11 protein-coding genes, 2 pseudogenes and 1 riboswitch are annotated in these 14,100 nt (G+C 67.5%); of the genes and pseudogenes, 7 read left to right on the forward strand and 6 right to left on the reverse strand.

Annotation, left to right across the window (positions count from 1 at the left end; genetic code table 11):
• Nucleotides 1-436: 436 nt before the first annotated feature.
• Together arsB and arsM are read right to left on the reverse strand one after the other, a co-directional pair.
• A pseudogene (gene arsB, locus AC5Y49_RS21905) lies at nt 437-1,955 on the reverse strand (ACR3 family arsenite efflux transporter).
• Nucleotides 1,956-2,056: 101 nt separating this feature from the next.
• The gene (arsM, locus tag AC5Y49_RS21910) at nt 2,057-2,845 is read right to left on the reverse strand and encodes an arsenite methyltransferase (protein WP_499891185.1); all 789 of its coding nucleotides are present in this window, start codon (nt 2,843-2,845) and stop codon (nt 2,057-2,059) included.
• An 87-nt stretch (nt 2,846-2,932) separates the two neighbouring features.
• On the opposite strand from arsM, the gene AC5Y49_RS21915 reads away from it, so the two are divergent.
• The 5 genes and pseudogenes from AC5Y49_RS21915 (at nt 2,933) to AC5Y49_RS21935 (ending at nt 7,962) form a co-directional block, all read left to right on the forward strand.
• A complete protein-coding gene (locus AC5Y49_RS21915; RefSeq protein WP_499891188.1) occupies nt 2,933-3,313 on the forward strand; it encodes an ArsR/SmtB family transcription factor in 381 nt (126 codons plus the stop codon).
• Nucleotides 3,314-3,358: 45 nt separating this feature from the next.
• Nucleotides 3,359-3,525, forward strand: a riboswitch (cobalamin riboswitch).
• Nucleotides 3,526-3,556: 31 nt separating this feature from the next.
• Complete coding sequence (locus tag AC5Y49_RS21920; protein WP_499891190.1) at nt 3,557-4,759, forward strand: ABC transporter substrate-binding protein; 1,203 nt, start codon at nt 3,557-3,559, stop codon at nt 4,757-4,759.
• Nucleotides 4,756-5,793, forward strand: a complete 1,038-nt coding sequence (locus AC5Y49_RS21925) for a FecCD family ABC transporter permease (protein ID WP_499891192.1) — start codon at nt 4,756-4,758, stop codon at nt 5,791-5,793. Before AC5Y49_RS21920 ends, AC5Y49_RS21925 begins: the two co-directional genes overlap by 4 nt.
• Nucleotides 5,790-7,487, forward strand: a complete 1,698-nt coding sequence (locus tag AC5Y49_RS21930; RefSeq protein WP_499891193.1) for an ATP-binding cassette domain-containing protein — start codon at nt 5,790-5,792, stop codon at nt 7,485-7,487. The genes AC5Y49_RS21925 and AC5Y49_RS21930 overlap by 4 nt, the downstream gene beginning before the upstream one ends.
• Nucleotides 7,484-7,962 (forward strand): annotated as a pseudogene (locus AC5Y49_RS21935) (DUF7676 family protein). The gene AC5Y49_RS21930 and the pseudogene AC5Y49_RS21935 overlap by 4 nt, the downstream one beginning before the upstream one ends.
• 39 nt (nt 7,963-8,001) lie before the next feature.
• Here AC5Y49_RS21935 and AC5Y49_RS21940 read toward each other — a convergent pair.
• The 3 genes from AC5Y49_RS21940 to AC5Y49_RS21950 form a co-directional block, all read right to left on the reverse strand.
• Nucleotides 8,002-9,513 carry an RNA-guided endonuclease InsQ/TnpB family protein gene (locus tag AC5Y49_RS21940; RefSeq protein ID WP_499891194.1) on the reverse strand — a complete coding sequence of 504 codons (1,512 nt, stop codon included), beginning with the start codon at nt 9,511-9,513 and terminating at the stop codon, nt 8,002-8,004.
• Entirely contained in the window at nt 9,510-9,923 is a 414-nt protein-coding gene (gene tnpA / locus AC5Y49_RS21945) for an IS200/IS605 family transposase (RefSeq protein WP_499891195.1), read from the reverse strand. Before tnpA ends, AC5Y49_RS21940 begins: the two co-directional genes overlap by 4 nt.
• Before the next feature lie 196 nt (nt 9,924-10,119).
• Entirely contained in the window at nt 10,120-10,671 is a 552-nt protein-coding gene (locus tag AC5Y49_RS21950; protein WP_499891344.1) for a cation efflux transmembrane domain-containing protein, read from the reverse strand.
• A gap of 148 nt (nt 10,672-10,819) precedes the next feature.
• Here AC5Y49_RS21950 and AC5Y49_RS21955 point away from each other — a divergent pair, with 148 nt between their 5' ends.
• Together AC5Y49_RS21955 and AC5Y49_RS21960 are read left to right on the forward strand one after the other, a co-directional pair.
• Nucleotides 10,820-11,728, forward strand: coding sequence for a class I SAM-dependent methyltransferase (locus tag AC5Y49_RS21955; RefSeq protein ID WP_499891199.1), 909 nt, complete (start codon nt 10,820-10,822; stop codon nt 11,726-11,728).
• Entirely contained in the window at nt 11,715-12,896 is a 1,182-nt protein-coding gene (locus AC5Y49_RS21960) for a CoA transferase (protein WP_499891201.1), read from the forward strand. The genes AC5Y49_RS21955 and AC5Y49_RS21960 overlap by 14 nt, the downstream gene beginning before the upstream one ends.
• 8 nt (nt 12,897-12,904) lie before the next feature.
• Here AC5Y49_RS21960 and AC5Y49_RS21965 read toward each other — a convergent pair whose 3' ends face one another.
• Nucleotides 12,905-14,092 (reverse strand): PPE family protein, encoded by a 1,188-nt coding sequence (locus AC5Y49_RS21965; RefSeq protein ID WP_499891203.1) that lies wholly within the window; start codon nt 14,090-14,092, stop codon nt 12,905-12,907.
• Nucleotides 14,093-14,100: the final 8 nt, after the last annotated feature.

The following is a 14,100-nucleotide window of genomic DNA, read 5'->3' on the forward strand; positions in this document are numbered from 1 at the left end:
GCTGTGTCCGCCGCGGCGTATCGGAGACCCGCGAAAGCTGTGCTGCTGATCGCCTTGGGCACAATGCAATTGGCATGGGGTGGCGCTCTCGGTTGTGATCTGGCTGGAGAAATCAGCTTCTTTCGGCGATTGGCTTACGCGTGTGATGGCGGCAATCCTCGTTAGGACGACGTAACAGCGCACCCGCCGAGCGGCTGGCCACCATGCTCAAGGCACTGAGCCGAACCCGGCTGCGACTGATATCGCTGGCTTGTCGTGTTGGGTCTAGGTTCCGGCGATGACGATCAATGTCCGTTGTCGTTCTATCTGGGGCAGTCGCGGGCAGGCGCGCCGGTGGTGCCTCAAATGAAGTGGCAATCCCGTTGGCTGGGTTTGTCAGTTGATCTGAGGCACATCGTGATTCGCGCTGGCGGCTCGGGTTGGTCGTGTCCGTTACTTAGTCGGCCGACGGTTTCCTGTTGGTGGGCAGCAGTTCGCTGATCAGTGCCTGGACGTGGTCGGCGATATCGTCGCGGATGGAACGTACGGTCTGGAGGGGTTGGCCCGCGGGGTCGGGCAGCTTCCAGTCGCGGTAGGCCACCCCCGGGAAGTAGGGGCAGGTGTCGCCGCAACCCATGGTGATCACCACGTCGCTGGTTTGCACCGTGTCACCGGTGAGTGCTTTGGGGTTTGCGGCGGTGATGTCGATGCCGAGTTCGGCCATCGCGGCCACCGCGATCGGGTTGATTTGGTCGGCGGGTTCGGTTCCGGCGGAGCGCACCTCGATGCGGTCACCGGCCAGGTGGGTTAGCAGTGCGGCCGCCATTTGGGAGCGTCCGGCGTTATGCACGCAGACGAACAAGACACTGGGTTTATGGGCCATCGGCAGCCACTCTTTGGGTGGTGTCGCGACTGAAGAGACGGGTGCGCAGTGCTAGGGAGACGTAGACCAGGCCGACGAGGACGGGTACTTCGATGAGCGGTCCGACGACCCCGGCCAGAGCTTGGCCGGAGGTGGCGCCGTAGGTGGCGATCGCCACGGCAATCGCGAGTTCGAAGTTGTTGCCGGCGGCGGTGAACGCCAACGTGGTAGTGCGCTCGTAACCCACTTTCAGGACGGCGCCGAGCAGATAGCCGCTGGCCCACATGATGGCGAAGTAGGCCAGCAGCGGCACCGCGATCCGCGCGACATCGAAAGGCCGGGAGGTGATTTGGTGGCCTTGCAGGGCGAACAGAATGACAATGGTGAACAGCAGCCCATACAACGCCCAGGGGCCGATAAGGGGCATAAACCGCGACTCATACCAGGGCCGGCCCTTGAGCCGTTCACCGAGGCGACGGGACAGGTACCCGGCCAACAGTGGGATGCCGAGAAAGATCAGCACGGATTTAGCGATCTGCCACGGCGAGACCTCGATCCCGGTCTGGGGCAAGCCCAGCCAGCCGGGCAGCACCGACAGGTAGAACCAGCCCAACGCGGCGAACATCAGCACCTGGAAGATCGAGTTCAACGCAACCAGCACCGCGGCGGCTTCGCGATCCCCGCAGGCCAGGTCATTCCAGATGATGACCATGGCGATGCAGCGAGCCAACCCGACGATGATCAGCCCGGTGCGGTACTCGGGCAGATCGGGCAGCAGCAGCCACGCCAGAGTGAACATCACCGCCGGCCCGATCAGCCAGTTCAACACCAACGAGGACACCAGCAGTTTGCGGTCGCCGGTGACCTCGCCGAGCCGGTCGTAGCGGACTTTGGCCAGCACCGGATACATCATCACCAACAATCCAAGGGCGATCGGCAGCGAAACACCGTCAACCTCAACGGCACTCAAGCCCTCGCCCAGGCCCGGCACCAGCCGGCCCAGCAGCAGGCCGGCGGCCATCGCCACCCCAATCCACACCGGCAAGAACCGGTCCAATGTGGACAGCTTGGCGGCCGCTGACGGCGCGGCAGTCGATACGGCGGTGTCGCTCATAGGTTCTCTCCCAGTGGCGCGAAGCGGCGGCCCGCTTCGCTGGCAAGTGTCAACGTGACGCGGTTCTGGCGTGTGGTGCGATCGTGTTCTCTGCGGCTGCCTCAGTCGGACGAGGTGGTGGGTTTGGTCGCGCGGATGATCGCGCCGTGCATTCCCTCGGCGACTTCATGGGTGAATGTGACTGTGGCATCGGTGAATCCGGCTGCGGCCAGCCCGTCGAGGTACTCCTGCTTGGACAGCGCTCCGGCAATGCAGCCAACGTAGGAGCCTCGTTCGGCACGCTCAGCGGCGCTGAGCTGATCTTCGGCGACGACATCGGAGATCCCGATCCGCCCGCCGGGGACCAGCACGCGGAACATTTCGGCAATCACGGCGGGTTTGTCGGCGGACAGGTTGATCACGCAGTTGGAGATGACGACGTCGACGGCGGCCTCGGGCAGCGGGATGTCTTCGATGGTGCCCTTGCGGAACTCGACGTTGGTAGCGCCGGCCTTGGCTTTGTTCTCCTCGGCCAGAGCGAGCATTTCGTCGGTCATGTCGACGCCGTAAGCAAACCCCTGCGGACCCACCCGGCGCGCCGACAACAACACGTCGATGCCGCCGCCAGAACCCAGGTCAAGCACCCGCTCGCCGGGATGTAGGTCGGCGACCGCGGTCGGGTTGCCGCAGCCCAGGCTCGCCGCGAGTGCTTCGGCGGGAATCGCGGAGTGCTCGTCGGCGCCGTAGAGGCCGGCGCCGAAGATGGTCCCAAAATCGGCCGAATCGCTTGACCCGCAGCAACTCGCTGCGGTCAGCACATCGCTGTTGGTGTCACCGCTACGCACCGCGGCGGCGGCGGCGCCGTAGCTTGCCTGGACCTGATCGCGCAGCTCGTTGTGTTCGGCGGTCATCGGACCACTCCTTCCATTGACGGTTGTCTATGCGAACATAGTGCACAAAACATCGATGGCTGTCAATGCGTGTGTCATACTGGGGTCATGCCCGCCACGATCGCATCCAGAACCGACCCCAATCGCTCGCTGCTTGTGGCCGATCTGGCGGCGTGCTGCAGCCCGATCACCGGCGGCGTGCTCGACGCGGCGGCCGCCGAGCGGCTGGCTGGGGTGCTCAAGGCGCTGGCCGAGCCGACCCGGCTGCGGCTGGTATCGCTGATCGCAGGCCATGAGGGCGGCGAGGCATGCGTGTGCGACCTGACCGACCCGGTCGGCCTGTCCCAGCCGACGGTGTCGCACCACCTCAAGATCCTGGTCGAGGCTGGCTTGCTCGAACGCGCAAAGCGCGGCAAATGGGCTTACTACCGGCTAGTACCCGCAACCCTAGACGCACTGGCCGGCGTATTCGCCGGTGCCCCAAAATAAGGTGGCAAAGCTGGCGGCCGCGGCCGATGCCGCACCCGTCGTGCGACAATGTCGCCGATAAGGCGATCACGATGCAGGAAGCCGGTGCAAGTCCGGCGCGGTCCCGCCACTGTCATCGGGGAGCGACCCTCATCGGCCACGGCCAGCCGGCTGGAAGGCGAGGCGAGCAGCGATCCGAAAGCCAGGACACTGCCGTCATCGCGTCCTGCGAACCGGGGCGGTGTACCCCGAGAGAGCTGACCGATGTCACGTCCGCCGTGGGTGGCCCTGCTCGGGGTCACCATCCTGGCGCTCGGCGTGGGCGCATGCGCCCCCTCGTCGAAGAAGCCGTCCGACACCAGCGCCTCCGATAAGCCAAGCTGCATCAGCGAATTCGACCCGAATGCCGACTACTTCCCGGACAAGTCGGCGGTCCGAGACGCCACCAATTTCACGATCAGCTATCACAACAGCTATCAGGTGCTGACCGTCCACCAGCCCTACCCCAACGGGTCGCCACAGTCCTATGTGCTGGTGCGTTGCGGGTCCCCGGCGCCGGCGTTGACCGGCGACCTGGCGCACGCACCGCAGATCACGGTGCCCGTCGCCAGCCTGTATTCGGCGTCGACCACCCATCTGGGGATGATCGCCGAACTCGACCAGACCGAGGTGGTCACCGGTCTGGCCAATAGCGCCAACGCCGTCAACCCGCAGATCCGCGAACGCGTCGATGCCGGCAAGGTGGCCGACTACGCGCCGGGCCAGCAGGTCAACGTCGAGTCGGTGATCGCGGGCCATCCCGATGTGCTGGTGACCCAGGGCACCGACGACCCGAGTTATGCCAAGCTGCGCGACGCCGGGATCAACGTGGTCGCCGACGCCGAATGGCTCGAGGCCACGCCGTTGGGCCGGGCGGAGTGGGTCAAGGTGTTCGCCGCGCTGACCGGCACCGAAAAGAAGGCCGGTGGAATCTACGACCGGCTGCGCGACGACTATCGCACGGTCGCGGCCAAGACCGCCGGCGCGCGGCCCGTCGATGTGCTGCCCGGAACCATGTACCAGGGCACCTGGTCGGTGCCCGCCGGCGGCGACTACGCCGGCCGGTTGATCGTCGACGCCGGCGGTGACTATCCGTGGTCGCGCGACCCGCAAACCGGAAGCCTGCAGCTGAGCTTCGAATCCGTCTACGCCAAGGCCGGACATGCTCCGGTGTGGCTGGTGAGCGCTGACTGGAAAACCCTCGACGACGCACTGGCCGCCGACAACCGCTACGGCGAACTGACCGCCGTCCGCGACGGGCAGGTCTGGTCGTCAACCGAGGCAATCGGCCCGGGCGGCGGCAACGACTACTGGGAGCGCGGCGTGGCCCGACCCGACCTGGTGTTGGCAGATCTGGTGGCAATCCTGCATCCCGAGCTCGCGCCCAACCACCGCTTCGAGTTCTATCGACAGGTCGCCGCCGCGTGAGCCGTGCGGCCGCCGCGCTGACGGCGCTTGCCGCGGCGGTGGCGGTGCTGACTGTGCTGGGAATTGCCCTGGGGCCGGTGCGGGTGCCGCTGTTGGACACCGTCCGCATCCTGGCCGGTGCCGACCCGTCGGACCCCCGCTGGCAGGTCATCGTGGCGAGCATGCGCGTACCGCGGGTGCTGACCGCGATCGCAGCCGGCGCCGGCCTGGGCGTGGCCGGACTCCAGATGCAGACCCTGTTCCGCAACGCGCTCGCCGACCCCTACGTGTTGGGCGTCAGCTCGGGAGCAAGCCTGGGGGTTGCCGTCGTGGTGATCGCCGGCGCCGGATCGGGCGCCGGATTCACCGCGGGCCTGGCCGGCGGCGGGCGCGCCGGCGTGGTGCTCGCTGCGGCGTTCGGAGCCGCGATCGTGCTGGCGCTGGTGCTGGCGCTGGCCCGCTGGGTGCGTTCGGCCGCGACGCTGCTGTTGATCGGCGTGATGGTGGGCGCGGCCAGCACCGCGGTGGTGAGTGTGCTGCTGGTGTATGCGGATCCGCAGCGCGTCCAGCAGTATCTGCTGTGGGGGCTGGGCAGCTTCGCCGGCACCACCTGGGCCGACTTGCGCCTGCTGTTGCCGTGCGTCGCGGTGGGCGTGGCGGCCGCGGCGATGACGGTCCGCGCTCTCAACGCGCTGCTGCTCGGCGAGGGATATGCCCGCACGATGGGTATCGACGTGGGGCGGGCCCGGACGGTCGCGGTGGCCTCGGCGTCGCTGTTGGCTGGTGTGACGACCGCGTTCTGCGGCCCGATCGCCTTTCTCGGGCTGGCGGTACCGCACCTGTCCCGTCTTGCGCTGGGTACCTCCGATCACCGGGTGCTGGTTCCCGGCGTGGTGCTGATGGGTGCGGCCGTCGCGCTGGGATGCGCGATCGTCAGCCAGGTACCCGGCAGCGACGCCGTGCTTCCGGTCAACGCGGTCACCGCGCTGATCGGGGCACCGATCGTCGTCGTCGTGCTGCTGCGCAGCCGTCGCGGGGTGGGCATCGAGCGATGATCGAGTTGCGTGAGCTGGCCATCGGCTACCGCAGCCGTCGTCGCACCAGCACCGTCGCCGCCGGGCTGCAGGCGGTGGCCCGCCGCGGCGAGCTGACAGTTTTGCTGGGGCCCAACGGATGCGGAAAGTCCACGCTGATCCGCACCCTGTGCGGACTGCAGCCCGCCCTTGGCGGGCAGGTGCTGCTGGAGGGCAGCGACCTGGCTGCACTGCCGCCCGATCAGCTGGCCCGACGGGTGGCTGTGGTGCTCACCGACCGAGTCGACCCGGGCCTGCTCTCAGCACGTGAACTCGTTGGGCTGGGCCGCATCCCGTACCTGAGCCGCGGCGCCCGGCTCACAGCTGACGACAATGCCGTCATCGACTGGGCACTGGCCGCGGTCGACGCAAGCAACCTGGCCGCGCGGCCGGCCGCCGAACTCTCCGACGGCGAACGGCAGCGGGTGCTCACGGCGCGGGCGCTCGCCCAGCAGCCTTCGGCGCTGGTGCTCGACGAGCCGACAGCCTTCCTGGACGTGCCGTCGCGCGCCGGACTGGTCGAGATGTTGCGCGGCCTGGCCCGCGGTCACGGCTTGGCGATCGTGATGTCAACGCATGACCTGGAACTCGCGTTGCGGGTCGCTGACCGGGTGTGGCTGCTCGGCCCGGACGGCGCGCTGCTCGACGCCATCCCCGAGGAACTCATCCTCGCCGGACACATCGGCACGCTGTTCGACTGCGGCACATTACGTTTCGACTCGGCGGACGGGGTGTTCGTGGTCCGCGACACGAACGGGAGAAACGCGCGCGTCGACGCATCCGACCCGCTGGCCGGCGCGCTCGAGCGGGTGCTCGCCAGGGAGGGTTGGCGCACCTGCGAACCCGCCGAGATCGTGGTCACCGCCGCCGATCCGGAGACGATCACGCTGCGGGCCGGCGGCCACCCGGCCGTGTCGACGACGCTGGGCGGGCTGCCGGCGCTGTTGCGCGAATATCCACCCGAGGGCCGCGACTGCGCGTCGGCGGAGATGACGGCGGCGATGCACGCCGACTTGTCGAAAGTCAGCCCGTATTTCGCGGCGGGCACCGGACCGGCAGTTGAAAGTGATTGGCGGCCCGTGCATCTGCTCTACACGGATACCGATGTGCTCGACGGCATCGTCGGGCGGGTGCAGACCCGCATCGGCGCCGGGGAGCGCCGGGTTGCGGTATCCACGTTTCAGCTCGGCTTCGCCGCGCGGCTGTGGTCGATCGGGCTCGGCGCGGTGGCCGGTCATCGACTGCTGCCCGACCTGTGTGCCGAACATCTGCTGTTTCGCGAGACCGGCGGCCGGCTGCATCTGCACATCGAGCACCCCGTCGCGTGGCGAGGTGACGACCTGGAGCCGATGCTGGCCGACATGGTCCTCGAGTCGCACCTGGCTCCGCTTACTGCGGCGGTGCGCCGGCTCGGGCCGATCTCGGCAAAGGTGTTGCGGGGCAATGCCGCCTCTGCGCTGCTCAGCGCGGCCCGGGTCTTCGACGACAAGTGCGCATCCGAGGCGGGATGGCAGTTGGCCCGCAGACTCTGCGACGACGAAAGACTCACCGGCGCAATTCGTTTCAACAACGGCAGCTATCGTCGAACCAGCTGCTGTCTTTACTACCGCACGCCTGTGGGCGGGTTCTGCAGCGAGTGCGTGCTGGCGGCCAAGCGGGGAAAGGAGAAGGCATGACCGAAACCGATCCCGCCATCGTCGAGACCGAGGACGGCGGCCGAGAGCAGCGCTGGCCGTTACCGGCCGACGAAGAGCGGCTGCTCGATCTGATCCACCTGTGCTTCGAAGAGTACTGGGACGATATTTGGTTCGGCATCATCGTCGAAGGCGCAGCCTGGGAAGTGGCGGCGCCCAACCCGCCCAAGCGCATCACGATGTACGACGGGTACGCCACAGTCGACTTCGGCCGCTGGCACTTCCACTGTGCATCGGGGAACAGACGGCAAGCGGTCCCGACCTCGGCCGGATCCGAAGGTGCGCACGCGCCGAAATGTATCGCCGGATCGCCGACGACGGCTACCCCACTTCGTGGGGTGTGCGCCTCTACAACGGACGCGACGAACAGCTGATGACGCGGATGCTGCCCAATCCGTTTCTCACCAACGATCAGCAGCTCCGCGACGAGCCCGCCTGGGGGCAGCTGGAACTTTGACATCCTCCACCGCTTGAAAGCGGTGGATTCCCTTGGCCGTTAGGCGGCGTTGGGTGGTTCGCGGTTCATCGCAGATGCCGCCAGCCCAGGGGCCGGACCCGTATGGGGGTCGGTCTTACTCTTGCTCCCCGCCTGGCTGACGGCTACGCCGCCCGCTTGCGCGGATGTCCCAGCCAGTTGTCCGGTGTGCGCCGCCCAGCGCGCGATGGCTTCCTCACGCACGTTCACCGCGGCATTGGTGTCAGCGTTGCCGGTCCATGCACACGACAGACAACGGAACGCCGCTTGGCTTTCACGGTTTCCTTTGCACGTGTGCCCGCACTGATGGCAACGCTGACTGGTGTAGGCCGCCGGCACCTCAACCAGAGCAGCACCGGCCAGTTCGGCTTTGTATTCGATGTGTTTGGCCAACCGCGCCAACGCGGCGTTCTGCAAAACCCGGTTCAGTCCACGCTTGGCCGCCGCACCGCTGCCCCGGCGGCGCCGGGTCATGGGCTCTAAGGACAGTTTCTCGATCCCGATGAAGTCATGCTCACGCACGAGTTGTGTGCTGAGTTTGTGCGCGAAATCGTCCCGGATCCGCGCCTGCCGCGCGGCCAGGTTGGCGGCGGCGGCCTTGTGCGCCTGGTAGCGGCTCGACTCCCAGAAACGCCGGCCTTGCCGCGCGGCGATCAATTTCGACTTGGCCATCCGCTGCTGATGAAACTTCCGCTGCTTGTCCAGCTCGGCGGTGTTAGGCGCGTCATAGAACCGGCCGCGGTCATCGGCGGCGGTGTGAACCACCCCCCGATCAAGCCCGATCACCCCACCCGTACCGGCCTTGCCAGCCACCGGTAGCGGCTCGTTGACGAACACCAACTCGCGGCGCGTCCAGTTCACCCGCACCGAGGTGTAGGGCCGGATCGGCTGCGACAACCGGACATGCAGCGTGACCTTCCAGCCCAGTTTGTGCGGCTCACCATCACGTCCCAGCCCCGGTGCGCGGTGCGTTCTCGGGTTGGCGCCGGTGATCGTCACCATGCCAGAGCGGCGGCCCGTCTTCGTGAACACCGCGTTACGGCCACCGTTGAACCAGCACACAAACCGCTGATCGGAATTCTTACGGCGGAAACCGGGCATCGCCCCGGGCTTGCGCCCGTTAGCGTTGTTGGTTTTGCGGCGTTTGGTCGCCGAGAACCAGTCCGTCGCTTCGGTTTTCAGCGTCGCCTCCAACACCAGTGACGGCATCGCCGCCAGAAAACTATGCTCCTTGCGGGCCCGGGCGTCGGTGATGTCGGTGACCGTGCGCCCGATCGGCATCAACACCGGCTCACCCACAGTATCGATCACCACGACGTTCTGGCCATCACGGTCCTGGCAGGTCACATACCGGCAGCGGGTCGAGCGGCGCTGATTGAACCGAAACCGGAACCCATCACACAGCCAGCTCACAACCTCATCCGGGTTGGCCGACCACACCGGCATCTGGGCGCCATCCGGCCCTCTGACATCACCCAGGTACACGGCGCTGCCGTGCACGCGGACGCGGGTGAACTTGACCTGTTGACTCACGACGCCAGCACCGCATCCCACTGGTGTTCGATGTAGCGGCGGACCGTCGTCTCCCAGACACAGCCGACCGAGGCGGCCAAGTACGCCGGTGACCACAACACCTTTGCGAAATTCCGCAGGTGCAAGAACTCTTCGCGGAGCACTCGTGCGGTGCGCCCCTTGAACGCGCGCACCACCGACGCCGGGGCGTCGGTAGGACCGACCCGCACCAACAGGCGCACGTGATCGGGCATCACGTCGTGAGCCACGATCTGCCAACCGCGCTCGTCGGCGATCTGCTCGATCAGTTCGTCCAGGCGGCGGGCGACCCGCCCGCCCAACACCCCGCGCCGATACTTCGGGCACCACACCAGATGTAGGCCCAGCAAACACACGCCTCCCGACGTGCAACGAAACCGCCCACCGGACACGACCCGAACGCTACGCAACGATACCGACAAAACCCGCGTGACCACGCTGTTCGCCTACCCCCCGATCCCCCGGCCGCTAAAGCCACCGGCCCCCTCGAGGCTCATCGGTGGGACCGGCTGCGGGCCGAATACCTGGGACTCGGGCCCGACCCGCTGGACCGCGCCGACAAAGGCTTTCGGCACGGCTGACGCCGATTCAGCAGCTGCAATTCTCCCCGCGCCAAGATCGAATACCCTGCCACACCGCCGCGACGGCGATACCCAGGCCGATCGCGGGGTCGAGCCACCAACCGCCCGGCCAGGCCGCTGTGATCGCAAGTCCGACCAGCACCGCGGCCGCCTGGGCCCCGCACAGGTAGTTCTGGGTGCCTTCGCCTGCGGTGGCCGCTGAGTGCAACCGCACCGCCAGTCGATGTTTGACGCGGCCCAGGGTCGGCATCAGCACCAAGGCGACCGCCGTCACCGCGATACCGATCACCGACGTCTCGGCGTGGTGCTCCTCGAGCAGGTGGCGTACCGATTCCGCGGCGATGTACGGGGCAGCGAGCCAAAAGGACACTGCGACGCCGATTTGGGCGCGCCGCTCGGCGGTTGCCGAGAGCGTGCGGGAGCCGCTGAACCGCCACACCACCATCGCACTGGCCAGGCCTTCGGGGGCACTGCCCAATGCCCAGCCGGTCAGCGCGATCGAGCCGACCGCCAGGCCCTGCCACAACCCCAGCGCACCCTCGGCGAGCATCGCCAGCATGCTGACCCAGGCCAGCCGTCGCGCCCACCGGGCGCCCCGATGCCATCCGGCGTCCCGTTCGCCGCAGGTGTCGCCGGCCAGGGCGGGGGGATGGTGCGGGTGGGAGACGGTCACCAGACGATCTTAAGGGCTCGTTACGCTGCTCAGCATGGCGCGCACTGACAACGACACCTGGGACCTGGCCAGCAGCGTGGGGGCCACCGCCACGATGGTGGCCGCCGGTCGGGCGCGCGCCACCACGAACGGGTTCATCGACGACCGGTTCGCCGAACCGTTGGTGCGCGCGGTCGGCATCGACTTTTTCACCCGGTGGGCCACCGGCGAACTCGACTCCGCTGAGGTCGACATTCCCGACCTGCCCTGGGGCATGCAGCCGATGACCCACCTACTGGCGGTGCGCACCCGCTTCATCGACAGGTTCTTCGCCGACGCGGGCGCAGCCGGTATCCGCCAGGCGGTCATTTTGGCTTCCGGCCTCGACGCGCGCGGCTATCGACTGTCCTGGCCGTCGGGAATGTTGGTGTTCGAGATCGACCAACCGCAGGTCCTCGAATTCAAGGCCGCCACCCTGGCCGCGCTCGGCGACCAGCCGACGGTCGACCTGCGGACGGTACCCATCGATCTGCGCCACGATTGGCCGGCGGCGCTGCAGCAGGCGGGCTTCGATCCCGCGAGGCCCACCGCCTGGATCGCCGAGGGGCTGGTCGCGTTCCTGCCGCCGGAAGCCCAGGACCGCTTGCTGGACAACATCACTGGGCTCAGCGCCGAAGGCAGCCGAGCGGTCGTCGAGATTTTCCTGAACTCCCCCGAATCCGTGCAAGCACAGCAAGCCGCAACCCACAAGTGGTACGAGCACGGCCTGGATGTGCACATCGACAACTTGGGCTACCCCGCCGAGCGCAATGACGTGGCGACCTATTTGGACGGCCGGGGCTGGCGCACGGATCGCACACCCTCCAATCAGCTACTGGCCGACAGCGGATTACCGATGCTCAGCGCCGACAGCCAGAACTACTACTGCGCCGCCGTGTTGGGCCGGGCTCGTGAGCAGCGGTAGCCCCAAACCTCTCGACGGGTATCGGGTACTCGATTTCACCCAGAATGTAGCGGGCCCGCTGGCCGGCCAGATAATGGCCGACCTGGGTGCCGAGGTCATCAAAATCGAGGCGCCCGCCGGCGAGGCGGGCCGGCACATCACCTCGGTTCTGCCCGGGCGTCCGCCGCTGGCAACGTATTTCCTGCCCAACAACCGGGGCAAGAAGTCGGTGTGCGTGGATTTGAGCACCGCCGAAGCCAAGCAGCAGGTCCTGCGCCTGGCCGACACGGCCGATGTTGTCCTGGAAGGATTTCGGCCCGGCGTCATGGAGAAACTCGGCCTGGGGCCAGACGAACTGCAGTCGCGCAACCCGAAACTGATCTATGCCCGACTGTCGGCATACGGCGGCAACGGGCCGCACGGCAACCGGCCGGGTGTCGACCTGATGGTCGCCGCCGAAGCCGGGATGACGTCGGGAATGCGCACGGCGGACGGCAAGCCGCAGATCATCCCGTTTCAGCTTGTCGACAACGCCAGCGGCCACGTCCTGGCGCAAGCCATACTTGCCGCACTACTCAACCGCGAGCGGCACGGCGTCGCCGACATCGTCCGCGTCGCGATGTACGACGTCGCGGTGGGGCTGCAGGCTAATCAGCTGATGGTGCATCTCAACCGGCCCAGTGATCTGCCGGCGTCGAAAACCAAGCGGCGCAAGGGTGTTGGCTTCGCCACCCAGCCGTCCGACGCGTTCCGCACCGCCGACGGGTATATCGTCATCAGCGCCTACGTGCCCAAACACTGGGAGCTGCTGTGTCATACGATCGGCCGACCCGATCTTCTCGACGACGAGCGGTTCGCCGACCAGCGCTCGCGGTCGATCAACTACGGCGAGCTCACCGATGAATTGGAAGCCGCGTTGAGCACCAAACCGGCGGCCGAGTGGGTCGAATTGTTGTGCGCCAACGGCATCATGGCCTGCCTGCCCTACACCTGGAAGCAGGTTGTCGACACTCCGCTGTTCACCGAGAATGATCTCGCATTGCCGGTCGGCGGCGGCGACGAGGCTGTCGTGGTGCTGCGCACACCGGCGCGCTACGCCTCCTTCGGCGCGGCGGTGACAGCGCCGCCGCCGGCGTTGGGCGCGCACAACGACGAGTTTCTGGCCGCCCAGCGGGAACCGCCTTACTGAATCGGCGGTTATCCGGCGAACGGGGGGCGCAGCATGACGGTGGGCCGGAACCCGTATCGCGGGCCGGCGCCACTCGCGCCGGCACCCGCGCCCGCCAGTGGCATCCCACCCATCAGATTGCCTCCCGCTGCCGTCTCCGGCGTGGCGGTGATGGCGCTGACCGGTAGCGGCGGCGCTCCGGGGGCCGCCGCCGCGCCCGCCGCCGCGCCCCAGGCGGGCGGCACGGAAAGGCCGCCGACCGGGCTGGCAGCACCCAGGCCCGCCGCGACGGGCGCACCGCCCCCCAGGCCGCCCAGCATTCCCCCTAAACCGGGTAGGCCCGCCGCGGCTTTGGCGCCGTCGCTGGCGGCCTTGGCGGCCGGCGCCAGAGCCTTTTGCAGTGAGAGAAAGTGGGTCGACATGCCGGTAGCGCGATACATCATCGCCAGGGTGTTCTGGACAGGACTTGCATAGTCCTTCCACAAGCCGATTATCGGGTTCGCTGCCAGCACGTCGCCGATCGACGCCGCGGATGGAGTGGCGGCGGCGCTCGATGCCGCTGGGCTCGCGAGGGTCTGCACCGCGGGTGGCACCGACGACAGCAGCTGCGACTCGGCTGACTGCGCGCCGGTGCCGGCCGATGTGGCAGCGGCGTGGGTTACCGCGGCTGCCTGCATGCCTTGTCCGGCGGGATTGGTGGTTTGCGCCGGACCGGTGAACGGCGTCACCTTGGTGGCGGGCGCGACTTGACCGGCGTAACCGTACATCACGCCAGCATCTTGGGCCCACATCTCACCGTATTGCGCTTCCAGTTGCGCGATGATCGGCATGTTTTGACCGAGAACGTTGGTCGACACCGCCTGTGTCAGCTGGAGGCGGTTCGCCTCGATCAGCGGCGGGGGCACCGTCGCTGCGAACGCTGTCTCGTAAGCGGCCGCGGCGGCCCTGGCCTGAGCGGCGGCCTGCTCGGCTTGCCCGGCGGTACTGCTCATCCATGCGATATAGGGTGCGGCCGCGGCGGCCATCTGCGCCGACGCCGGGCCGCGCCATTCACTGGTGAGTTGTGTGATTACCCGGTCGTAGTCGATGGCGGCGGACTCCAATTCGCCGGCCAGCCACCTCCAAGAGGACGCGGCGGCCATCATCCCCGCCGACCCCGAGCCCGTATACATGCGAGCCGAGTTGATCTCTGGCGGTAGCGCCCCGAAATCAAGCATTGCTTCGC

This window comes from Mycobacterium sp. NGS62 (assembly GCF_059812285.1).

Bases quoted from the DNA above. Each gene is read 5' to 3' on its own strand.
- arsM (WP_499891185.1), bottom strand. From the start codon at position 2,845: ATGACCGCCGAACACAACGAGCTGCGCGATCAGGTCCAGGCAAGCTAC.
- AC5Y49_RS21915 (WP_499891188.1), top strand. From the start codon at position 2,933: ATGCCCGCCACGATCGCATCCAGAACCGACCCCAATCGCTCGCTGCTT.
- AC5Y49_RS21920 (WP_499891190.1), top strand. From the start codon at position 3,557: ATGTCACGTCCGCCGTGGGTGGCCCTGCTCGGGGTCACCATCCTGGCG.
- AC5Y49_RS21930 (WP_499891193.1), top strand. From the start codon at position 5,790: ATGATCGAGTTGCGTGAGCTGGCCATCGGCTACCGCAGCCGTCGTCGC.
- AC5Y49_RS21950 (WP_499891344.1), bottom strand. From the start codon at position 10,671: ATGCTGGCGATGCTCGCCGAGGGTGCGCTGGGGTTGTGGCAGGGCCTG.
- AC5Y49_RS21955 (WP_499891199.1), top strand. From the start codon at position 10,820: ATGGCGCGCACTGACAACGACACCTGGGACCTGGCCAGCAGCGTGGGG.
- AC5Y49_RS21965 (WP_499891203.1), bottom strand. From the start codon at position 14,092: ATGCTTGATTTCGGGGCGCTACCGCCAGAGATCAACTCGGCTCGCATG.